General features: G+C 64.7%; 21 protein-coding genes and 2 tRNA genes (1 of these 23 running past the window's edge). 11 read left to right on the forward strand and 12 right to left on the reverse strand.

The features are described from left to right. Nucleotides 1-40 precede the first annotated feature (40 nt). The 4 genes from ispH to ASC93_RS15635 form a co-directional block, all read right to left on the reverse strand. Nucleotides 41-991, reverse strand: coding sequence for a 4-hydroxy-3-methylbut-2-enyl diphosphate reductase (gene ispH / locus ASC93_RS15620; RefSeq protein WP_056443819.1), 951 nt, complete (start codon nucleotides 989-991; stop codon nucleotides 41-43). A gap of 21 nt (nucleotides 992-1,012) precedes the next feature. After that, nucleotides 1,013-1,477, reverse strand: a complete 465-nt coding sequence (locus ASC93_RS15625; protein ID WP_056443822.1) for a peptidylprolyl isomerase — start codon at nucleotides 1,475-1,477, stop codon at nucleotides 1,013-1,015. A gap of 108 nt (nucleotides 1,478-1,585) precedes the next feature. Further along, complete coding sequence (locus ASC93_RS15630; protein WP_056443826.1) at nucleotides 1,586-2,293, reverse strand: SDR family oxidoreductase; 708 nt, start codon at nucleotides 2,291-2,293, stop codon at nucleotides 1,586-1,588. A gap of 99 nt (nucleotides 2,294-2,392) precedes the next feature. After that, nucleotides 2,393-3,301 carry a LysR family transcriptional regulator gene (locus ASC93_RS15635; RefSeq protein ID WP_056443830.1) on the reverse strand — a complete coding sequence of 303 codons (909 nt, stop codon included), beginning with the start codon at nucleotides 3,299-3,301 and terminating at the stop codon, nucleotides 2,393-2,395. A gap of 78 nt (nucleotides 3,302-3,379) precedes the next feature. Here ASC93_RS15635 and radC point away from each other — a divergent pair, with 78 nt between their 5' ends. Next, on the forward strand, nucleotides 3,380-4,054 hold the full coding sequence (gene radC / locus ASC93_RS15640) for a DNA repair protein RadC (protein WP_056443833.1): 675 nt from the start codon (nucleotides 3,380-3,382) through the stop codon (nucleotides 4,052-4,054). A 35-nt stretch (nucleotides 4,055-4,089) separates the two neighbouring features. On the opposite strand, the gene ASC93_RS15645 is transcribed toward radC, so the two are convergent. The 3 genes from ASC93_RS15645 to ASC93_RS15655 are packed head-to-tail and all read right to left on the reverse strand — an operon-like array spanning nucleotide 4,090 to nucleotide 6,458. Continuing rightward, nucleotides 4,090-5,145, reverse strand: coding sequence for a type VI immunity family protein (locus ASC93_RS15645; protein WP_056443835.1), 1,056 nt, complete (start codon nucleotides 5,143-5,145; stop codon nucleotides 4,090-4,092). A gap of 9 nt (nucleotides 5,146-5,154) precedes the next feature. Next, on the reverse strand, nucleotides 5,155-5,883 hold the full coding sequence (locus tag ASC93_RS15650; RefSeq protein WP_056443839.1) for a VRR-NUC domain-containing protein: 729 nt from the start codon (nucleotides 5,881-5,883) through the stop codon (nucleotides 5,155-5,157). Further along, complete coding sequence (locus tag ASC93_RS15655) at nucleotides 5,880-6,458, reverse strand: PAAR domain-containing protein (protein WP_056443841.1); 579 nt, start codon at nucleotides 6,456-6,458, stop codon at nucleotides 5,880-5,882. The genes ASC93_RS15650 and ASC93_RS15655 overlap by 4 nt, the downstream gene beginning before the upstream one ends. Nucleotides 6,459-6,681: 223 nt before the next feature. Here ASC93_RS15655 and ASC93_RS15660 point away from each other — a divergent pair, with 223 nt between their 5' ends. From ASC93_RS15660 to ASC93_RS15680, 5 genes are all read left to right on the forward strand, one after another. After that, on the forward strand, nucleotides 6,682-7,233 hold the full coding sequence (locus ASC93_RS15660) for an NADPH-dependent FMN reductase (protein ID WP_229412743.1): 552 nt from the start codon (nucleotides 6,682-6,684) through the stop codon (nucleotides 7,231-7,233). A gap of 168 nt (nucleotides 7,234-7,401) precedes the next feature. Continuing rightward, complete coding sequence (rpmB, locus tag ASC93_RS15665) at nucleotides 7,402-7,638, forward strand: 50S ribosomal protein L28 (protein WP_025511730.1); 237 nt, start codon at nucleotides 7,402-7,404, stop codon at nucleotides 7,636-7,638. A gap of 13 nt (nucleotides 7,639-7,651) precedes the next feature. Continuing rightward, entirely contained in the window at nucleotides 7,652-7,819 is a 168-nt protein-coding gene (gene rpmG, locus ASC93_RS15670) for a 50S ribosomal protein L33 (protein WP_029755886.1), read from the forward strand. A gap of 135 nt (nucleotides 7,820-7,954) precedes the next feature. Then, nucleotides 7,955-9,055 carry a hypothetical protein gene (locus ASC93_RS15675; protein WP_056443844.1) on the forward strand — a complete coding sequence of 367 codons (1,101 nt, stop codon included), beginning with the start codon at nucleotides 7,955-7,957 and terminating at the stop codon, nucleotides 9,053-9,055. A 127-nt stretch (nucleotides 9,056-9,182) separates the two neighbouring features. Next, complete coding sequence (locus ASC93_RS15680) at nucleotides 9,183-9,458, forward strand: hypothetical protein (RefSeq protein ID WP_056443847.1); 276 nt, start codon at nucleotides 9,183-9,185, stop codon at nucleotides 9,456-9,458. A gap of 90 nt (nucleotides 9,459-9,548) precedes the next feature. Here ASC93_RS15680 and ASC93_RS15685 read toward each other — a convergent pair whose 3' ends face one another. From ASC93_RS15685 to ASC93_RS15705, 5 genes are all read right to left on the reverse strand, one after another. After that, the gene (locus tag ASC93_RS15685) at nucleotides 9,549-10,760 is read right to left on the reverse strand and encodes a fatty acid desaturase (RefSeq protein WP_056443850.1); all 1,212 of its coding nucleotides are present in this window, start codon (nucleotides 10,758-10,760) and stop codon (nucleotides 9,549-9,551) included. 155 nt (nucleotides 10,761-10,915) lie between these two features. Beyond that, the gene (locus ASC93_RS15690) at nucleotides 10,916-12,253 is read right to left on the reverse strand and encodes a mechanosensitive ion channel family protein (protein ID WP_056443853.1); all 1,338 of its coding nucleotides are present in this window, start codon (nucleotides 12,251-12,253) and stop codon (nucleotides 10,916-10,918) included. 9 nt (nucleotides 12,254-12,262) lie between these two features. Further along, entirely contained in the window at nucleotides 12,263-13,573 is a 1,311-nt protein-coding gene (locus ASC93_RS15695) for an RsmB/NOP family class I SAM-dependent RNA methyltransferase (protein ID WP_056443856.1), read from the reverse strand. 18 nt (nucleotides 13,574-13,591) lie between these two features. Continuing rightward, nucleotides 13,592-14,203, reverse strand: a complete 612-nt coding sequence (gene purN / locus ASC93_RS15700) for a phosphoribosylglycinamide formyltransferase (RefSeq protein ID WP_056443858.1) — start codon at nucleotides 14,201-14,203, stop codon at nucleotides 13,592-13,594. A gap of 76 nt (nucleotides 14,204-14,279) precedes the next feature. Next, nucleotides 14,280-14,729 carry a barstar family protein gene (locus ASC93_RS15705; protein WP_056443862.1) on the reverse strand — a complete coding sequence of 150 codons (450 nt, stop codon included), beginning with the start codon at nucleotides 14,727-14,729 and terminating at the stop codon, nucleotides 14,280-14,282. 390 nt (nucleotides 14,730-15,119) lie between these two features. On the opposite strand from ASC93_RS15705, the gene ASC93_RS15710 reads away from it, so the two are divergent. The 5 genes from ASC93_RS15710 to ASC93_RS31705 all read left to right on the forward strand — a co-directional run. Continuing rightward, nucleotides 15,120-15,641 carry a glycine zipper 2TM domain-containing protein gene (locus tag ASC93_RS15710; RefSeq protein WP_056443864.1) on the forward strand — a complete coding sequence of 174 codons (522 nt, stop codon included), beginning with the start codon at nucleotides 15,120-15,122 and terminating at the stop codon, nucleotides 15,639-15,641. Between the two features lie 135 nt (nucleotides 15,642-15,776). Next, nucleotides 15,777-16,565, forward strand: a complete 789-nt coding sequence (locus ASC93_RS15715) for a hypothetical protein (RefSeq protein ID WP_056443867.1) — start codon at nucleotides 15,777-15,779, stop codon at nucleotides 16,563-16,565. A gap of 12 nt (nucleotides 16,566-16,577) precedes the next feature. Then, on the forward strand, nucleotides 16,578-18,350 hold the full coding sequence (locus tag ASC93_RS15720; protein ID WP_056443870.1) for a GspE/PulE family protein: 1,773 nt from the start codon (nucleotides 16,578-16,580) through the stop codon (nucleotides 18,348-18,350). Between the two features lie 85 nt (nucleotides 18,351-18,435). After that, nucleotides 18,436-18,504 (forward strand) — tRNA-Lys (locus tag ASC93_RS15725). Nucleotides 18,505-19,014: 510 nt separating this feature from the next. Beyond that, nucleotides 19,015-19,065, forward strand: a tRNA-Lys gene (locus ASC93_RS31705); it runs 55 nt beyond the window's last position.

A 19,065-nucleotide genomic window follows, 5' to 3' on the forward strand; every position in this document is an offset into this window, starting at 1 on the left:
GGCAGGCCCGCGGCGCCGGCCGCGGGCGGGGAATGGCAGATCAGGCCGAAGCGGACGCCTTGCCGCCGTCCAGGCCCTTGGGCAGCGGGAACGTGACGTGTTCCTCGACGCCTTCGAGCGCACGCACGCTGGCGGCCCCGAGGTCCTTCAGGCGCTCGATCACGGCCTGCACGAGCACTTCCGGCGCCGAAGCGCCGGCCGTGACGCCGATGCGCTTCTTGCCGGCGATCCAGGCCGGGTCGATGCCGGCGGCGTTGTCGACCATATAAGCCGGCGTGCCCTTCTTTTCCGCCACTTCGCGCAGGCGGTTCGAGTTCGAGCTGTTCGGGCTGCCGACGACGACCACGACTTCCACCTGCGGCGCCATGAACTTCACGGCTTCCTGGCGGTTCGTCGTCGCGTAGCAGATATCGCCCTTTTTCGGCTCGATGATGTTCGGAAAACGTGCCTTCAGCGCCGCGATGATGTCGAGCGTGTCGTCGACCGACAGCGTGGTCTGCGAGACATAGGCCAGCAGGTCGGGATTGGCGACGTTCAGCGTTGCCACGTCGTCGACCGTCTCGACGAGGTGCATGCCCTGTTCCGCCTGGCCCATGGTCCCCTCGACTTCCGGGTGGCCGGCGTGGCCGATCATGACGATTTCCGCGCCCTGCTTGCGCATCTTGGCCACTTCCACGTGCACCTTGGTCACCAGCGGGCAGGTGGCGTCATAGACTTTCAGGCCGCGCGACTCGGCTTCCTCGCGCACCGCCTTCGACACGCCGTGCGCGGAAAACACGAGCGTGTTGCCGGCCGGGACGTCATCCAGGTCTTCGATGAAGATGGCGCCCTTGTTGCGCAGGTCGTTGACGACGTAGGCATTGTGCACGATCTCGTGGCGCACGTAGATCGGCGCGCCGAACTGCTGCAGGGCGCGCTCGACGATCTCGATCGCACGGTCGACGCCGGCGCAGAAGCCGCGCGGCTGGGCTAACAGGATCTCGTTTTCCATGGTTCGGTGTGAAGGCTGTGGTTAGAGCACGGAAATCAGCTGGACTTCGAACCTGAGCGCCTGGCCAGCGAGCGGATGGTTGAAGTCGAACACGGCGTCGTCCGCGCGCATTTCGCGCAGCACGCCGGCGAAGCGGCCGCCGCCCGGCGCGCGGAAGTCGACCAGGTCGCCGACCTGATAATCGGCGTCCGGTTCCGAGTTCTCGTCCAGGGTCTTCTTCGTCACGACCTGGATCAGCTCCGGGTTGCGCTCGCCGAACGCCTCGAGCGCGGTCAGGTCGAACGTCGTGTGCGTGCCTTCAGCGAGGCCGAGCAGGCGCTGCTCCAGGAACGGGGCGAGCTGGCCCTGGCCCAGCAGCAAGGTCGCCGGGGTGCTGCCGAAGGTCGTGACGAGGTCCGTCCCATCGGCGGTGGCAAGACGATAATGCAGGGTCAGGTACGACGAATCGGTGACGACGGGAGCGACGGGAGCGTTAGTGGAGGACATTGTTGCGTGTTCGGTTGACGTGCAAACCGCTATTGTAAGCCACCCGTGCCGCTCCCGCCTCAGCCGGCTCGATTTCTGTCGTGGGCGGGAAACGGTCGGGCATTGGGCTCAGCGGCGCAGCTTCCAGCCGCCGTCGACGTCGATCACGCTGCCGGTGATAAAAGTATTGCCGGCCAGCATGACGATGACGTCGGCCACGTCCGCCGCCGTGCCGACGCGGCCGGCGGGCACGGCAGCGCCCATTTCCTCGAACAGGCGGCTGCGCTGCGCGTCAGGCACGCGGTGCCACCATGGGGTATCGATCACGCCCGGCGCCACCATATTGACGCGCAGCGGGCGCAATTCCGACGCCAGGATGGGCAGCATCGCCTCCAGCGCCCCGTTGATGGCGGCAAGGCCCGCCGTTCCCGGCTGCTGGGCGCGGGCGGAGATGGCGCCGACCAGCGTCGCGGAACCGCCGGCCGCGATGCCGGACAGGCTGGCCTGCAAGGCGTTCAGCTGGGGCCAGAACTTGCCGTCGAAGCCGGCTTGCAGATCGTCCAGCGCGAGGTCGCGGAAGGCGCCCGCACCGGCCGCGCCGGACGCGCACACGACCAGGTGATCGAACGGCCCGTGGTCGGCAAAGAACGCGTCGCACTGCGCGCGCCGGGCGGCGTCGAGCTGGGCGAAGCGTACGCCGGGCACGTCGAGGGCGGCGCCTTTGGCGGCGTCGCGCCCCGTCACGGTCACGCTGGCGCCCAGTTGCGCGAAGCGGCGCGCGCTCTCCAGGCCGATGCCGGAGGTGCCGCCGATGACGATGATGCGCTGGTCTTTCATGATCTGCCTTTCGATGACGGTCGGGATGTCAGGCAGTGTAGGAGCGGCCGCGCGCCGGCGGAAATCGTATCCGGCGATACGACCCATCGGGGCCGCCGATCACGCGGCGACGCGGATGACCTGGTCGCGCAGCCAGGCGAGCGCGGGATCGGTATGAAAGCGCGGATGCCAGGCCGCGTACAACGCAAAACCCTGGCCGTCGAACGGCAGCGCAAAGCTGTCGAGCACGCCGGCATGCAGCGCCGCCAGCCGCGACGGCACGGTGGCGACGTGATCGGATTGGCACAGCAGGCCCGGCACGAGCGCGAACGACTGCACGGACAGCACGACGTTGCGTGCGCGGCCCAGCGCCTGCAAATGCTCGTCCATGAAGCCGTGCAGGCTGCCGCCGCTCGTCGAGACGAGCACGTGGCGCAGTCCGCAATAGGCGTCGAGATCGAGCGGCGCCGCGCCGCGCGGATGACCCTTGCGCTGCACCATGACGAAGTGTTCGTCGAACAACAGCCGCGCACGCATGTTCGCGGGGACCATGCGTTCCGAACCGATCAACAGGTCGACCTCCCCTTCCTGCAGTTGCGCCGCGATCCGGGCGCCATCGGCCATGCGGAACGCGAGCCGCACGCCCGGCCCCGCGCACTGCGCCAGCAGGCCGGCCAACGGCAGGCCCAGCACGGCCGTCGACAAGTCGCTGGCGGCGATCTGGAACGTGCGTTGCGCGGCCACGGGATCGAACGCCGGCTGCCCGCGCACGATGCCGGCCAGTTGGTCGAGGGCCGCGCGCACGGGCGCGGCGAGGTCGAGCGCGCGGGCCGTCGGCGTCATCCCGCGGCCGTTGTCGGCGGGCAGCAGCAATGGATCGTCGAACAGCTGGCGCAGGCGCGCGAGCTGGCCGGACACGGCCGACTGGCTCAGGTGCAGGCGCTGGGCGGCACGGGTGACGTTTGCTTCCGTCAGCAGGGCGTCGAGCGTGACGAGCAGGTTCAGGTCGAAGGCGCGGAGGTCGTTCATGCATCTATTATTGCGCATGCCCAAGCCGGCGCTGTCCCGTCGCGCGAATAATGCACGGTCTCACCATGGAGGGCTCGGATGGGTATCGAAGACTGGCCGGCACAGACCCGGCCGCGCGAACGGCTGGTGCGCGAAGGGGCGCAAGCGCTGTCCGATCCGGAACTGCTGGCGCTGCTGCTGCGCGTGGGCGTGCGCGGCAAGAGCGCGGTGGAACTGGGCCGCGACATCCTGCAGCATTTCGGCTCGCTGCACGGCCTGTTCGGCGCCAGCCTGGACGATGTGTCCGAGGTCCACGGCCTCGGCATGGCGAAATATGCGCAACTGCAGGCCGTGATGGAACTGGCCCGCCGCGCCATCGCCGAACAATTGCAGACCGGGGAAGCGTTCGGCTCGCCCGACCTCGTCAAGCGCTATCTGCGCATCAAACTGGGCGGCCAGCGCCACGAATCCTTCGTCGTGCTGTTCCTGGACGTCAAGAACCGCCTGATCGCCGACCGCGAACTGTTCCGCGGCACGCTCACGCAGACGAGCGTCTACCCGCGCGAAGTCGTCATCGAGGCCCTGACGCGCAACGCCGCCAGCGTGATCCTGGCGCACAACCACCCGTCCGGCCTGCCGGAACCGAGCGACGCCGATTTGCGCCTGACGCAGGCGCTGGTGCAGGCATTGGGCCTCGTGGACATCCGCGTGCTCGACCATTTCATCGTCGCCGGGCCGCTCGTCCATTCGTTTGCGGAGCACGGGCAGCTCTGATTCGGGCCGTTGCCGGAGCTGCCCGGATGGCTGTGCTATCGCGAATCCAGCTTCGGCTCATCCAGCAGCTTGGCCTTGTATGCCATCAGTTGGTCGGGCGGGACGTCGAGTCGTGTCAGCCATTGCGCCGCGGCTTCGCCAATCAGGCGGGGCTCGCTCCCGGCCGATGCGTACTGCAGGTGGACAGTCGGCATCCGGACGGGCCGCAGGAGCATATCCGGAAGCACCAGCCGCGCCGGCAGCGGCTCGTCCACCGGCGCCGCCTCGGGCCGCGGCCCGGCCTGGATGACGACACCCGCCTCGTAGTCGAACAGACGGAACCAGTCCATGGGCAACTCCGACCGCACCACTGGCTCGCCGCCGATCTTCTCCAGGTAATCACGGTTGATGGCGGTGAGCCAGCTGACAGTCTTGATGCCCATGTGCGCATTGGCCGCGCCCGCAACCAGATTGCCGGCCTCGAACCCACGCAGTTTCGTCGCCAGGAATGCTTCGAACGCCTGGTTCTCGAGAAAGCGCAAGGCCGATAGCACGAGGCTGTGCCCGGCGTACCCGTGTGCCGCACGCAGGCGGCGGGCGCAATCGATGAACAGCTGCACGAAGGCCCCGGAGTGCTGCTCGACGAACAGGAGCGGTACGCTGAACCGCAGGGCGCAGAGGCCCCAGCCGCCCATCTTGACCCGCCAGGCCTGTACGCCCGAAACTTGAAACTCCCACGGGCCGGCGTCGTGCGCCTGTTTGCCGCTGGTGTAGTGAAAGCTCACCAAGTCGTCCTCGTCCATCCGGGCGAGCATGGCCATGAGCGGTTTGGCCCTCGAGACGGCCTGTTTGCTGGGTCCCTCGGGCGGCTCTTCCCGGAAGAGCCAGGTCAGCGCCGGCCTGACGACCCGCTGGTACTCGTCGAAGCATGCGCTGATGGTTTCGCGGACGGCAGGCAAATGGGCGTCGGCGAAGAACAGCGTTCCCGCGATGGCCGGCACGCAACCGATATAGTCCTGCGGCCCATGCGTGGTCAGCATGCCCCCCGGCACGTTCAAGGCTTCTGGATGGGTCCGCATCAGCTCGAGCGGGTCGAACGGCAAATCTGTCATGTTCTGTCCTTAATATGCCGGCACACCGCCAGGTGGCGGTCGTTTTGTCACCGCCGTGTAGATTATTCCAAGAATTGCCGCTGCGGGGCCGAGCTGTTCGACCGGTATTTTCGACTTCTCCGGCTCGGTCTTGTTGCAATCGCAGTCCCAGAGTTCCAGCGGCACCAGCTTCTGTTGGTCGCCGGCGATGAGTCTATAGTCCACGAGCTGCCCAGCTCCATACGTATCGCCTGGAAACTTCATCTCGACCACCTGCTTGATATTGTCCTGCGTGGGCGGTCTGGCCGGGTCCTTGACGATGACCACGTCCGGCCGACGGGTGTAGCCCCGGCCGGCCTTGTACGGCTGCGGCCGGGTCGGGTCTTTCGGCCAAAGTGTCTTCGTCCAACCGGGCCACAGGTCACGCCCCTTGGTCTCGATGACCTTGTCCAGGAAGGGTTCGGGGGGACGCTTCGTCATGTCGTAGGTGTACTCGGCCTTGTACGGACTCGTGTGTCCGAGCGCGGTGTCGAGCGCCTTCAGCCGGCTGGACACGCACTCCTGCTTCAGCGAGCGGCCATCCTTCCCGATATTGGGCTGGGTTTGGCACTGGCACATCGCGGAGCAGAGGACCTTCTTGTCGGCGTAATCGAGCCTGGGCTTGTTGATGCGCACGACGGTCGTAGAGCCCCCCGGGGACATGTCGCCGACGGCCAGCGGCGGCTTGCCTGAAGGCGGGCCATTCGCCGGTCCCGTCATGCATCGCCGTCCTGCAACAAGTCAAATGCCAAGGCTTCGCGCACGTCCCGCACCACCCATTCGGTGTAGCCGTTTTTGTCGGTCGTGCCCTTGAGAGACTGACCACCAGTCGAGCGTACACGCACAGCCTGGCTACGCACCGGCTCGCCCGTAGTGGCGTCGACCAGCTGGAACCGGCCTTGGAAGCGTTCCTTTCCGGTGCCCACGGGTTCATCCTGGTAGCAGCCGGCAAGCGTACTGGAAATGAGCCCAAACCCTGCCATCAGATGAGCGGATGAGCCGCCGCCCACGGCTGCCGGCGCAGCGGTATCGACCGGTCCTGTCCGGCTAAGCGTCTGACTGGAGATGAGTACGGCACCACAGGCGGTTTTGCATCCGTCGTAGGCCACCGCACGGCCTTCCGTACGAAACCCGTTGTCGCCCTGAGCGATGGGAAAGATTCCCTTGCAGCGCGGGCACGAAACCATGTCACCGACCCGCGCCCAGCCCTTCCCCTCCGTCGAGGAGAGTTGCGAGCAAGTGATGACGGTGCCGCCATGATTCGTTTTATCACCGATGACGATAAGCGCTTTCATGGTTGTCTCCGGTATTCGAAGCCGAGGTTTACGGAATGGAGCGCGCCGAGCTGGCCACATACTGCCGTGCTGCAGGCACGTCACTATTCCTCAACCCATAATCCAAGTTATAGAGTTCGCGCAAATTCCTGTATCAAGAACATCAGGCCAGTACGGAAAGCGCCGAGTTCGGCGCCAGCGCAGGAACTGCTAGGATGGCGTTTTGATCATGACAGTTGAGCAAATGACCCTACGCATCCTTGCCCTCTGCGGCAGCCAGCGCGCCCATTCGATGAGTGCCGGCGTGCTGCGCGCCTGCCGCGAGCTCGCCCCGGCCGGCGTCGCCATCGACCTCTTCGAGCAGCACAAGGATTTCCCGCTGTTCAATCCCGAGCGCACCGACGTGCCGTCCGGCGTGCTCGCCCTGCAGGAAGCGATCACGGCGGCCGACGCCCTCCTCATCGCCAGCCCCGAGTATGCGCACGGCGTCACGGGCACCATCAAGAACACGCTCGACTGGGTGGTCGGCCACGCGCCGTTCGCGCACAAGCCGGTCGCCGTGCTCAATCCGTCGTATCAATCGTTCCACGCCGACGAGGCGCTGAAGGAAACGCTGCGCACGATGTCGGCCGACCTCGTCCTCGATGCCTGCCTGCGCGTTCCCGTCATCGGTTCCGGCACCGATCCGGCACGGATCGCGGACATTCCCCGCTTCGCGGCGCCCATCGCGGCCGCGCTGCGCGCACTCGTGGCGCATATCGGACGCACGGCCGCAGCCCAGGCAACCGGAGAATAACGGTGTGAAAACAGGGGCTTACGACGCAAACATTGCGAAAATTCACGATTGTTAAATTTCTGCGATTAATCGAGAAACAATTTTTTTCCGCAAGTTGTTGATTACGCGACGGTTTTCAAGCTATACTCTCGTTTTTCCGATTGTGGAAGTTTATTCAAGGAGTGCGCTATGGCACGTGTTTGCCAAGTTACTGGCAAGGGTCCGATGGTTGGCAACAACGTCTCCCACGCCAACAACAAAACCAAGCGTCGTTTTCTGCCGAACCTGCAGAACCGCCGCATCTTCGTAGAATCCGAAAACCGCTGGGTCTCCCTGCGTATTTCGAACGCCGGCCTGCGCGTCATCGACAAGCTCGGCATCGACGCTGTGCTGGCCGACATGCGCGCCCGCGGCGAGAAAATCTAATTAGGGAGTCATCATGGCAAAAACTGGCCGCGACAAGATCAAACTGGAATCGACCGCAGGTACCGGTCACTTCTACACCACGACCAAGAACAAGCGCACGATGCCGGCGAAGATGGAAATCACCAAATTCGACCCGAAGGCTCGCAAGCACGTGGTCTACAAAGAAACCAAGATCAAATAATCTGGTTCTTTGCACAAGAAAAGCCGCCCACTTCACAGTGCGCGGCTTTTTGTTTTTCTAAGCCATTGATTGGGGTCAGTTGATCTGCTCGCCCGCGTCGCTATAGTCGAGCGTCTACCCACGCTGGAGAAACGCATGATGTGGCGCTTTCGACTGTCGCTCCTGCCCGTCCTCGGCCTCCTCGCCGCCTGCGCCTCGCCCTACCGCCCGCCCGTCGTCGTACGCGACAGCGCGACCTTTCCCGGCATCGCGGGCATCGTCGCGATCGCCGGCGCGCGGCCCGTCGACGTGATCCTCGTCCACGGCATGTGTACCCACGATACCGCCTGGGCCGAGCGCCAGATCGACCGCATCGCCGGGATCGTCGAGGCCCACGCGCCGGCGCCGGCCGTCGCCGATGTCACGCTCGCCGCGCCCGCGCGCATCGCCGTCGTCGAGCGCACGCGCCGGCTGGCGGGCGGCACGGTCCGCTTCCACGCCCTCGTGTGGTCGCCGCTGACGGCCGGGCTGAAGCACCGGCTCGACTTCGACATGACGGGCGCGCCGACCGATTGCACGGGCGCCGGCGAATGCAAGCCCAAACGCGCCTGGCTGAACGGCTACGTCAAGGACAACCTGCTGAACGATTGCCTGTCCGACGCCGTCATCTACGAAGGCGCGAGCCACGTCGCGATCCGCGATGCGATGATCGAGACACTGGCGCACGTGATCGACAACGATCCGGACAGCGAGGCGCCCCTCGTCATCGTGGCGGAAAGCCTGGGCAGCAAGATGCTGTTCGACGCCTTGAGCGCCATGCTGGAATCGTGGCAGCCGCAGACCCGGGCGCTGGGCCAGCAGGCGGCGCGCCGGCTCGGCCTCCTGTTCATGGCCGGCAACCAGTTGCCCATCCTCGGCCTGGCCGAGCAGTCGGCCGGCCAGCGGGCGATTCCCGTGCAGGATGCGCTGCAGCACTTCCTCGAGTTGCGCCGGCGCCAGCCCAACCGCCGCACGGAAGCCCTGCAGCGCCTGGCAGTCGTCGCGTTGACCGATCCGAACGACCTGCTGTCCTACCGGCTGCTGCCGGCCCGTTACGCGGCGCCGGACGTGGCCGTGGCGGACGTGCTCGTGTCGAACGACAAGACCTGGCTGGGATTGATCGAGAATCCGATGACGGCGCACCTGGACTATCTGGCGAATCCGGACGTGGGCACGTTGATCGCCTGCGGCTACCCATCCGAGGGCGCATGCCGCTGACCGTCGCGACACGCTGCCGTGCGCTTGCCGGCGACGGATGCGCGTACAGTCGAATGGCCGGCAGTGCCATCCCATGCCATCGCGACGACGTGCAGCAACGGGATGAATCGGATGAATCGAGAGCATGATGAAAGAATCCCTCCCCACCAATACCTTCCGCGGCCTGCCGCTCACGCCCGAACAGGACAGTGAAATTCGGCACTATATCCACGTCAAGGAACGCAGCGGCATCCCGTGGGACACGCCCGAACTCGCGGCCATGCTGGCGGACATGCTCGACCCGCCCGAGCTGGCCTTCGAAGAGCGCCAATCGATCGACGACAGCATGGAAGCCGAACACGCCACGGCCCAGGAAGGCGCCGACGATGTCCCGCCGCCCGAGGCCGGACGGCACACCACCTAGCACAAAGGCCGCCGCGGCCTGCCAAAAAGAAAACACCCCTGCGCGAGGGGTGTCCGTGATGGCCCGGCCGTGCCGGCCTCGTCCTGATGCTTACGCGTAGCTGCGCAGGCGCATCGAAAACTCTTGCAACGACTTGATACCCGACGCTTCGGCGCGGGCGCACCAGTCCTGCAGCTGGTGCAGCAGCTGGTCGCGGGTCGAGTGCGAGCGTTCCCAGATCGCGCCCAGTTCTACGCGCATCTCGTGCATCGTTTCCAGGACCTTGCTGTGCTGGAACAGCTCAACCAGCTGGGCCTGTTGCGGCGCCTGCAGCTTGGCCGGTTCGCGCTGCATCAGCTTGCGCGAGCTCTTGAGGAAGCGCGATTCCAGCTCCGCCTTGTGCTTCAGGTGCTCGACTTCCTCGCGGAACGCGTGCTTGACGGACTTGGCGTACTTCGCCATCACGTCGTAACGGTTGGCGATGACGGACTGCAAGGTGTCGAAGTCGGCTTCCAGCTTGTTCTTCTGCAGTCTCGGCTTGGGAATGGTCTTCTTGACCTTGGCCAGGCCAACCATTTCCATCGCGCGGATATAGGCCCAGCCGATGTCGAACTCGTACCACTTGCTCGACAGCTTGGCCGACGTCGCGAAGGTGTGGTGATTGTTGTGCAGCTCTTCGCCGCCGATGATGATGCCCCAAGGCACGATGTTCCTGGCCGCATCGTTGCAGTCGTAATTGCGGTAGCCCCAATAGTGGCCGATGCCGTTGATGATGCCGGCCGCCGTGATCGGGATCCACAGCATCTGCACGGCCCAGATCGTGATGCCGAGCACGCCGAACATCGCGACGTTCAGCGGCAGCAGCATCGACACGCCGAGCCAGCTGTAGCGCGTGTACAGCTTGTTCTCGATCCAGTCGTTCGGGCAACCGTGGCCGTATTTGTCGAGGGTTTCCTGGTTCTTCGTTTCGACACGGTACAGCTCCGCGCCGCGCAGCAACACTTCCTTGATACCGCGCGTCACCGGGCTGTGCGGATCTTCCACCGTCTCGCACTTGGCGTGGTGCTTGCGGTGCACGGCAGCCCATTCCTTGGTTACCTGGCCGGTGGTCAGCCACAGCCAGAAGCGGAAGAAGTGGCTCGCGATCGGATGCAGTTCCAGCGCGCGGTGCGCCTGGTGGCGGTGCAGGTAAATCGTCACGCCGGCGATCGTGATGTGCGTCACGATCAGCGTGTACACGACCATCTGCCAGACCGACAGGTCGAACAGACCGCCGTCCAGGAAGGACAGGCCGGTGTGCAGGATGTTGCTGAGAAAATTCATCGATACTCCACTAAGGATGACTAGGGTCGTGCCGTTCTTTCTATGGAACAGTCGCTATGACAAGAGTGTCACGCAATGGTGCATGACGCAAACACGCATTTTAACGTGGAACCTATGCCGCACGGCACGTATTGACGCAATCAAAGCGCGCCCGTCTAAGAATTCTGCGCCGGCTGCGTGATTCGCGCCACAACGGATGCTATATGGGAATCAAGGAGCCGGGTATCAACGGACGGAAAGCCCAATTTGACGGTACCGGACTGCACCAGGCAATAGATCTTCTTATTTATTTCCGAAACGACACCGCCCTGCCCGTTCTCCGGATCGGCGATCCAGAACCCGAGGTCGAGCTCGTAGCCGTCCGGCCCGAAGCGCGACAGCGATATGCCGGGCGCCGGGTCCTCCAGCACGCGCGGCGTGCCGACCGCCTGCGCGACCAGCAGCGGCATCGCCTGGTCCAGGTCCGAGCCGTACGCGAGCGTGACCTTGGTCGAGGCGCGCACGCGCCGCGTCGTCAGCGACTGGTTCTGCACCGGGCCGGAAATCAATAATTCGTTCGGCAGCACGGTCTCCACGCCGTCCAGCCCCTGCAGCACCGTGTAGCGCGTGTTGATCTGGGTGACTTTGCCGGTGAACGTGCTGACCGAGATCATGTCGCCGATCGAGAGGCTGCGCTCGAGCAGGATGATGAAGCCGGACACGTAGTTGCTGGCGATCCTTTGCATACCGAGACCGAGGCCGACGCCCAGCGCGCCGCCGAACACGGACAGCACGGTAAGGTCAATGCCCACCAGATTCAGGCTCAGCAGCACCGCGGAGACGATCAACAATGCGCGGCTCAGGCGCGCCAGCGCCACCCGCAGCGAGCTGTGCAGGGCATGCACGCCCATCAGGCGCTCTTCCAGCGCGGCGCCGGCCCACAGCGCGAGCACCAGCGCCACGACGACGGAGGCGATGGCCTGCAGGATATCCGCCAACGTCACGCTGCTCGATTTCTTGGGGCCGAACTGGATCTTGTAGCTGTCGAGGAAATCGAAGATGTCCGGCCACAGCCCCGTGATGTACAGCACGACGGCCAGCCAGGCGACGAGCGCGAAGATCTTCTCGAACGTGACGAGCGCCTGCCCCAGCTGACCGCGGCGCGCGAACACGCGGCGCAGCAGGTAGAACACGAGGCGGATCGCGGCAAGCGACCAGAACACGGGGATCGCCACTTTGACGATATTCGTGTGGAAGTGGCTTTTAGTCAGCAGCAGCTGTGCCAGGTACAGCAGGCCCACGACGAGCAGCGGCGCCACGACGCGCGTAAAACTTTCCACGCCCGTGTGCAGCAGGCTGCCGTCCTCGCCGCGGCGGCGGCGCCACCACATGCGCACCAGTTGCGCGCTGAGCCAGCCGAACAGGATGCAGGCGACGATCGCCCCGATCTGCCACGGCATGCCGGGGCGGGTCAGGTCGTCGAACAGATCGTCGATCAGGCTGGTCAGCGGCATGGGCCCCGGTTATTCCGAAACGGAGTCCGAGGCAGCGTCGTCGGATTCCTCCGCAACGGCCTTGGGCGGCGCAGCCTTGCGCTCCAGCACGGCGGCAAAGAAGCCGTCGGTGCCATGCTTGTGCGGCAGCATTTTGAGGTAGTCGCCCATCTCCAGCGGAATGCGCTGTTCAGCCAGGACCTTGTTCACCGGCACCAGTTCGAAATCCGGATGCGATGCGAGGAAACCCTGCACGATGCCCTCGTTTTCTTCGTCCAGCAGGCTGCAGGTCGCATAGACGAGGCGGCCGCCGAATTTCACGAGGCGCGCGGCGCCGTCCAGGATCGACGCCTGCTTTTCCGTCAGCTCGACGATGCCCTCGGGCTGCTGGCGCCATTTGACGTCCGGATTGCGGCGCAGGGTGCCCATGCCCGAGCACGGCGCGTCGACGAGCACGCGGTCGATCTTGCCGGCCAGGCGCTTCACCTTGGCGTCGCGCTCGTGCGCGATGACGACCGGATGCACGTTCGACAGCCCGCTGCGCGCCAGGCGCGGCTTCAGCTTCGTCAGGCGCTTTTCCGACACGTCGAAGGCATACAGGCGGCCGGTGCTGCGCATGATCGCGCCGATGGCCAGCGTCTTGCCGCCGGCGCCGGCGCAAAAGTCGACGACCATCTCGCCGCGGCGCGCACCCAGCAACTGGGCCAGCACCTGGCTGCCCTCGTCCTGCACTTCGATCGCGCCTTCCTTGAACAGCGGCAGGTTCTGCAGCGTCGGCTTTTTCCTGATGCGCAGGCCCAGTGCGGAATACGGGGTCGGCTCGGCGATGATCGGCGCCGTCGCCAGTTCGGCGATGACCTTGTCGCGGTCGGACTTCAGCGAATTCACGCGCAGGTCCAGCGGCGCCGGCGTGTTCAGCACGGCGGCCAGGGCCTGCGTCTCTTCCTCGCCGTACTGGGCGACGAACTTGTCGTACAGCCAGTCGGGCAGGTTGGCCAGTTTCTTCGGCGGCAGCAGGCTGCGGTCGATCTCGTTGATCCGCGTCAGCAGGGCCGTTTCGTCTTCCGTCAGGCCGCCCAGCGAGTCGGCGCCGATCGCTTCCGCCATGCCCAGCACGGTGAGGCGGCGCATCGTGGCGCCCGTACCGGCGAAATCGGTAAAGAAGGACTTGTTGCGCAGGACGGAATAGACACATTCGGCAATGGCGCCGCGTTCACGGCCGCCGAGGCGGGGATGGTCCTTGAAGTAGCGCGACAGGGTGACGTCGGCGGGGGACATAAAGCGCAGGATCTCGCGCAATACCTCTTCAGCATTGCCGAGTATCGCGGGTGGCAATCTCATGGTGTTCCTTGAATAAAGTCAGGGGGTCGCGGCGATCCGGACCTCGCCGCCTTCGATGCTGAGCCTGTCTTCGATGAACAGGCGCACCGCTTGCGGATAAATGACGTGTTCCTCGGCCAGCAGGCGTTCGGCCAGGCTGTCCTCCGTGTCGCCCGGCAGCACGGGAATGCGGGCCTGGATCACGGCCGGACCGTGGTCCAGCTCGGCGGTGACGAAGTGCACGGTCGCGCCGTGCTCTTCCACGCCCGCGTCCAGCGCCTGCCGGTGCGTGTGCAGTCCGGGGAACAGCGGCAGCAGCGACGGATGGATGTTCAGCATGCGGCCCGCGTAGTGCTCGACGAACGGTGCCGTCAGGATGCGCATGAAGCCGGCCAGCACGACGAGGTCCGGTGCGAACCGGTCGATCGTGTCCTGCAGGGCGGCGTCGAACGCGTCGCGGGTCGAAAATTCCTTGTTGGGGACGACGGCGGTCGGAATGCCGTGCGCCTGCGCAAATGCGAGGCCCTTGGCGTCCGGCTTATTGCTGATCACGGCGGCGATGCGGGCCGGCCAGGCTTCGGCCTGCTGTGCGCGCACGATGGCTTCCATGTTGCTGCCGCGGCCAGAAATAAGGATCACGATATTTTTCATAAGCGCGCATTGTAACCCGAGCCGGTGGGTGGGCCCAAGGAAAGGGAATGGCGGCAGGCCGCGCCAACAACGCTTGTTATTCGAACGGGCGCGCGCCCACCCAACCCACGGATTGGAGCGATTGGGGCTCTTCGAACGAATAAAACACGCGGAACGGGACTTTTTTCTCGGCCCAGAATTCGGCCGCGTCGCGGAATACGTCGAGCAGGGTTTCGCGCGCTTCCTTGTCGAATTTTTGCGTATTCGGCAATTGGTCCAGCACGGCGATGAAACCGGGTTGCGGTCCGGCCTCGGCAATGACTTCGGTGAGGCAGTTGCGCAGCGCGTCGAAATTCTTGCTGCACGGTTTGGGGAAAAAGAATTGCTCGCCGATGCGGGCGCAGACCTGCTGCTTCGTCAGCGCGTTCGTGCACAGCGCATAGAGAAAGTGATGACCCAGGCGCACCGCCTCCTTCTGCAGCTCCGGGGCACGGTAAGCGCGGATGGACTGCACAAGATTCGGCGGTACTCTCATCAACAAACTCATTTTTTCCTCAAGTCACCCAGTCTGGTTCTGTTGCTCCAGCGCGCGGTGGTTTGTGGAAGCGGCGGGCTTGTTCGCTTTCTCCTGGTCTCGTTTCCACGCGCCAATAAAACCCTAAGTCTCCTAAGGGTAACGTTTTGTGGTAATCGAATCAACCCGAATATGGACGAGCCGGCCATATTTGTAAAAAAAGACGAGTTTTTTCATCCATTGTTGGCGCTTTTTCCACGCTTTTCTCCTCTGAACGCGCGGTTTAACGCGACTACCTGCTGTTACATTTTGTTGCCACACGGATCGTAATAGAAGACCAAGTAGCGCTAAGATTCAAGTGTGGCGAATCGCCTTTGACCAATATGCCAACAGATCCGCAGCACCACCAGAACGAGGTATGACATGAACTTGAAAGCCAAACTGATTCTTTCCGCCTTGGGCGTGTGCGCCCTGCCGCTGGCTCAAGCCCAGGCTGGCGATTTCGAAGACTTCGGCCGCGTGGTGCGCGTCCAGCCGCGCATCGAGCAGGTGCGTACGCCGCGCCAGGAATGCCGTACCGACTATGTCCAGGCCCCGGTCCAGCAGCAGCGCAGCCAGGCCGGCACGGTCATCGGCGGCATCGCCGGCGCCCTGCTGGGTAGCCAGGTCGGCGGCGGCAACGGCAGGGTGGCGGCCGCCGCGGCCGGCGCGATCGCCGGCGGCATGGTCGGCGACAACGTCGACAACAACGGCCGCAATTACGCGCCGCAAGTGCAGGAACAGGCCGTGCAGCGCTGCCGCACCGTCGACTCCGTCCAGGAGCGCACCAACGGCTACGACGTGACCTACGATTACCGCGGCCACAGCTACACGACCGTCATGAACCGCGACCCTGGCAACCGTGTGCGCCTGCGCGTGTCGGTCGAGCCGGACCAGTACCAGTAACACTTCTTCCGGCGCGGGGGACCGCCCCCCTTCCCCGAGCCGTCGGCTTCCTCCGCAGCGTCTGCTGCCATCCACAGCGCTTCTTGCGCTGTGGATTCCCGCCCCCGATAATAGGATGTTCCCTTCGCTCATCCTATGCTCATCAAACGTAAATCCATCGAACAGGCCGAATCGTCGCGCCGCCCCGCCCGCAAGCCCAGGTTTGCGCCCGTCACCCTGTCCGAGCAGGACGGTGTGCGCTTCCTACATTTCGGTACCGAATGGGTGCAAGGCGCCATGCGCATCCGCAAGCCGGACTGGCCGGAACTGGAATACGCCCAGCAGATGATGGCCTGGATGCTCTTCATCGACGCGCCGCAGGCCATCGCCCAACTCGGCCTCGGCGCAGCGACTTTGACCAAATTCTGCTACCGCCAGTTCCCGCAGGCGCGGGTGACGGCCGTCGAACTGAATCCGTCCGTCGTCGCGATCTGCGCCTCGATGTTCAAGCTGCCGCCGGAAGACGGGCGCCTGCGCGTGCTCGAGATGGACGCGCTGGACTTCGTGCTCGACGAGGCCAACCACGGCGCGCTCGACGTGCTGCAATGCGACCTGTACGACGCGACGGCGCGCGGCCCCGTGCTCGACACGCCCGAGTTCTACCAGGCCTGCGACGCCTGCCTGACGGACCGCGGCATCATGACGGTCAACCTGTTCGGCGACCACCCGAGCTTCGCGAAAAACATCAAGGCGATGCGCTTCGCGTTTGCCCACGTGATCTGCCTGCCTGAAGTCCACGAGGGCAACGTCGTCGCACTGTGCTTCAAGACGAAGCCCGACCTCGATCCGGACCGCCTCGCCGCGCGCGCCGCGCAGATCGTGGCGGCGACCAGGCTGCCGGCCAAGTCGTGGGTCAAGGGCATCGCGGCGGCCGGCAAAAACTAGCGTCCTCTGACCATGCAGAAACCGAAAGCACTCGACCTGCAGACAATTTTTTCGTGGCTGCTGAACGACGGCATCGTCGAGAAGTCGACCGTCAAGCCGCATTTCGCCCAGGCGCAAAGCATCCTCAAAACGGCGGTCGGGTCGATGCATCCGCTCACGGCGGTCGCGCAGTGCAAGATCGTCTCGGCGAAGCCGCCCCATAAACTGCTGACGCTGGACGTGCTCAGCGAATGGTGCGCCGGCAAGGTCGGCCTGCCCTTCTTCCGCATCGACCCGCTCAAGATCGACTTCACGAAGGTCGCCGACGTGATGTCGGCCAGCTATGCGGCGCGCTTCAATATCCTGCCGGTGGAACTGGGGCCGGGCACCCTGGTCGTCGCCACGGCCGATCCGTTCCGCACCGAATGGCAGGACGAGATCGCGCGCATCTCGCGCCGGCGCATCGAGCTCGTGATCGCGAATCCGCTCGACATCGCGCAATACATCTCGCAATTCTTCAGCCTTGCGAAATCCATCCGCGACGCGAACAAGTCCAGCGGCCAGGACCTCGCGCTGCGCAACAACTTCGAACAACTCGTCGAACTGGGCAAGACGAACAAGCAGGTCGACGCCAACGACCAGCACATCGTCAACATCGTCGACTGGCTGTGGGGCTACGCATTCGAGCAGCGCGCGTCCGACATCCACCTGGAACCCAAGCGCGACGCAGGCGTCGTCCGCTTCCGCATCGACGGCGTGCTGCACCAGGTGTACCAGGTGCCGGCGGTCGTGATGATCGCCATGACGGCGCGCATCAAGCTGCTGGGCCGCATGGACGTGATCGAAAAGCGCCGCCCGCAGGACGGCCGCATCAAGACCCGCACCAACGACGGCCAGGAAGTCGAGCTGCGCCTGTCGACGATGCCGACGGCGTTCGGCGAGAAGCTCGTGATGCGTATCTTCGACCCCGAAGTCGTCGTGAAAACCTTGCCGGAACTGGGTTTTCCGACCGACGACGCGGCGCGCTGGGATGCGCTGACGCGGCGCGCGCACGGCATCATCCTCGTCACCGGCCCGACCGGCTCGGGCAAGACGACGACGCTGTACACCACCCTGAAAGCGCTCGCCACGAGCGAGGTCAATGTGTGCACGGTGGAAGACCCGATCGAGATGGTCGAGGCCTCGTTCAACCAGATGCAGGTGCAGCCCGGCATCGACCTGTCGTTCGCCGACGGCGTGCGCGCGCTGATGCGCCAGGATCCGGACATCATCATGGTCGGCGAGATCCGCGACCTGGAGACGGCCGAAATGGCGATCCAGGCCGCGCTGACCGGCCACCTCGTGCTGTCCACGCTGCACACGAACGACGCGCCGTCGGCCGTCATGCGCCTCCTGGAACTGGGCGTGCCCTATTATCTGCTGGAAGCGACCCTGATCGGCATCATGGCCCAGCGCCTCGTGCGCACGCTGTGCCCGCACTGCAAATCGCCGGACGGCGAGCTCTCCGACGAAGTCTGGAGCGCGCTGGGCGGCGCCTGGAACCTGCCGAAGCCGGCCACCGTCTACCGCCCCATCGGCTGCCCGGAATGCCGCCAGACGGGCTTCCGCGGCCGCACCGGCCTGTACGAACTCGTCACCGTGACCGAGGCGTTCTCCCAGCTCCTGCAGGAACGGACCGACCTGGCCGCGCTGCGCCAGCAAAGCGTGGCCGACGGCATGAAACCGCTGCGCATCGCCGGCGCCTACAAGGTCGCCGAGGGCGTGACGACGGCCGAGGAAGTGCTGAAATCCACGGTAGCGCATTAGGCGCTGTCGCGGCGTAGCGCTCACCCGATTTACGTTACCTCTGGCGCAAATCAAATCGGCCCGCTATAATACGTGCCTTCTTCGGGTCGTTAGCTCAGTTGGTAGAGCAGCGGACTTTTAATCCGTTGGTCGCANAGATTCAACGAAAACGCCAGCCTTCGGGCTGGCGTTTTTGTTTTCCGGCCGCGATGAGCGGCCGGTTTCCGATCATGCCGCTTGCAGCAGCCCGCGCCGGCGCGGCATGTCGGCCAGGCGGAACCGCGCCACCACCGTCGCCAGTTGCGCCGCCTGTTCCTGCAAGGCGCCGGCCGCGGCGGCCGCTTCCTCGACGCTTTGTGTTCCATTGCGAACTCATCGTTGCCGCACAGCAATGAAATACGCTCCTTCGCTACCTATACTTGGTCGTATCAATGCGGGAACTGGATTTCTCATCCGCCACCGCCGGGAGCCATCATGCGTACTCTGTCGACCCTGTTTGCCGCCACGTTTGCCGCCGCCTTCGTCCTGAGCAGCCTGGCGATCTCCGCCGCGACCCCGTCCGTTCGTCCGCCGAAGCGCTGACGACGAAGCCACGACGAAGTCGGCTGATGGCGCAAGATGTGTTGTATTCGCAAGAAAACGCTTAGCGAACGGCGTCCGGGCCGCTATAATGCGTGCCTTCTTCGGGTCGTTAGCTCAGTTGGTAGAGCAGCGGACTTTTAATCCGTTGGTCGCA

Source organism: Massilia sp. Root335 (assembly GCF_001425685.1).
Taxonomy (GTDB): domain Bacteria; phylum Pseudomonadota; class Gammaproteobacteria; order Burkholderiales; family Burkholderiaceae_D; genus Telluria; species Telluria luteola.

Coding starts and splice junctions, on each gene's coding strand:
- ispH (WP_056443819.1), bottom strand. CDS start 991: ATGGAAAACGAGATCCTGTTAGCCCAGCCGCGCGGCTTCTGCGCCGGC.
- ASC93_RS15625 (WP_056443822.1), bottom strand. CDS start 1,477: ATGTCCTCCACTAACGCTCCCGTCGCTCCCGTCGTCACCGATTCGTCG.
- ASC93_RS15630 (WP_056443826.1), bottom strand. CDS start 2,293: ATGAAAGACCAGCGCATCATCGTCATCGGCGGCACCTCCGGCATCGGC.
- ASC93_RS15635 (WP_056443830.1), bottom strand. CDS start 3,301: ATGAACGACCTCCGCGCCTTCGACCTGAACCTGCTCGTCACGCTCGAC.
- radC (WP_056443833.1), top strand. CDS start 3,380: ATGGGTATCGAAGACTGGCCGGCACAGACCCGGCCGCGCGAACGGCTG.
- ASC93_RS15645 (WP_056443835.1), bottom strand. CDS start 5,145: ATGACAGATTTGCCGTTCGACCCGCTCGAGCTGATGCGGACCCATCCA.
- ASC93_RS15650 (WP_056443839.1), bottom strand. CDS start 5,883: ATGACGGGACCGGCGAATGGCCCGCCTTCAGGCAAGCCGCCGCTGGCC.
- ASC93_RS15655 (WP_056443841.1), bottom strand. CDS start 6,458: ATGAAAGCGCTTATCGTCATCGGTGATAAAACGAATCATGGCGGCACC.
- ASC93_RS15660 (WP_229412743.1), top strand. CDS start 6,682: ATGACCCTACGCATCCTTGCCCTCTGCGGCAGCCAGCGCGCCCATTCG.
- rpmB (WP_025511730.1), top strand. CDS start 7,402: ATGGCACGTGTTTGCCAAGTTACTGGCAAGGGTCCGATGGTTGGCAAC.
- rpmG (WP_029755886.1), top strand. CDS start 7,652: ATGGCAAAAACTGGCCGCGACAAGATCAAACTGGAATCGACCGCAGGT.
- ASC93_RS15675 (WP_056443844.1), top strand. CDS start 7,955: ATGATGTGGCGCTTTCGACTGTCGCTCCTGCCCGTCCTCGGCCTCCTC.
- ASC93_RS15680 (WP_056443847.1), top strand. CDS start 9,183: ATGAAAGAATCCCTCCCCACCAATACCTTCCGCGGCCTGCCGCTCACG.
- ASC93_RS15685 (WP_056443850.1), bottom strand. CDS start 10,760: ATGAATTTTCTCAGCAACATCCTGCACACCGGCCTGTCCTTCCTGGAC.
- ASC93_RS15690 (WP_056443853.1), bottom strand. CDS start 12,253: ATGCCGCTGACCAGCCTGATCGACGATCTGTTCGACGACCTGACCCGC.
- ASC93_RS15695 (WP_056443856.1), bottom strand. CDS start 13,573: ATGAGATTGCCACCCGCGATACTCGGCAATGCTGAAGAGGTATTGCGC.
- purN (WP_056443858.1), bottom strand. CDS start 14,203: ATGAAAAATATCGTGATCCTTATTTCTGGCCGCGGCAGCAACATGGAA.
- ASC93_RS15705 (WP_056443862.1), bottom strand. CDS start 14,729: ATGAGTTTGTTGATGAGAGTACCGCCGAATCTTGTGCAGTCCATCCGC.
- ASC93_RS15710 (WP_056443864.1), top strand. CDS start 15,120: ATGAACTTGAAAGCCAAACTGATTCTTTCCGCCTTGGGCGTGTGCGCC.
- ASC93_RS15715 (WP_056443867.1), top strand. CDS start 15,777: ATGCTCATCAAACGTAAATCCATCGAACAGGCCGAATCGTCGCGCCGC.
- ASC93_RS15720 (WP_056443870.1), top strand. CDS start 16,578: ATGCAGAAACCGAAAGCACTCGACCTGCAGACAATTTTTTCGTGGCTG.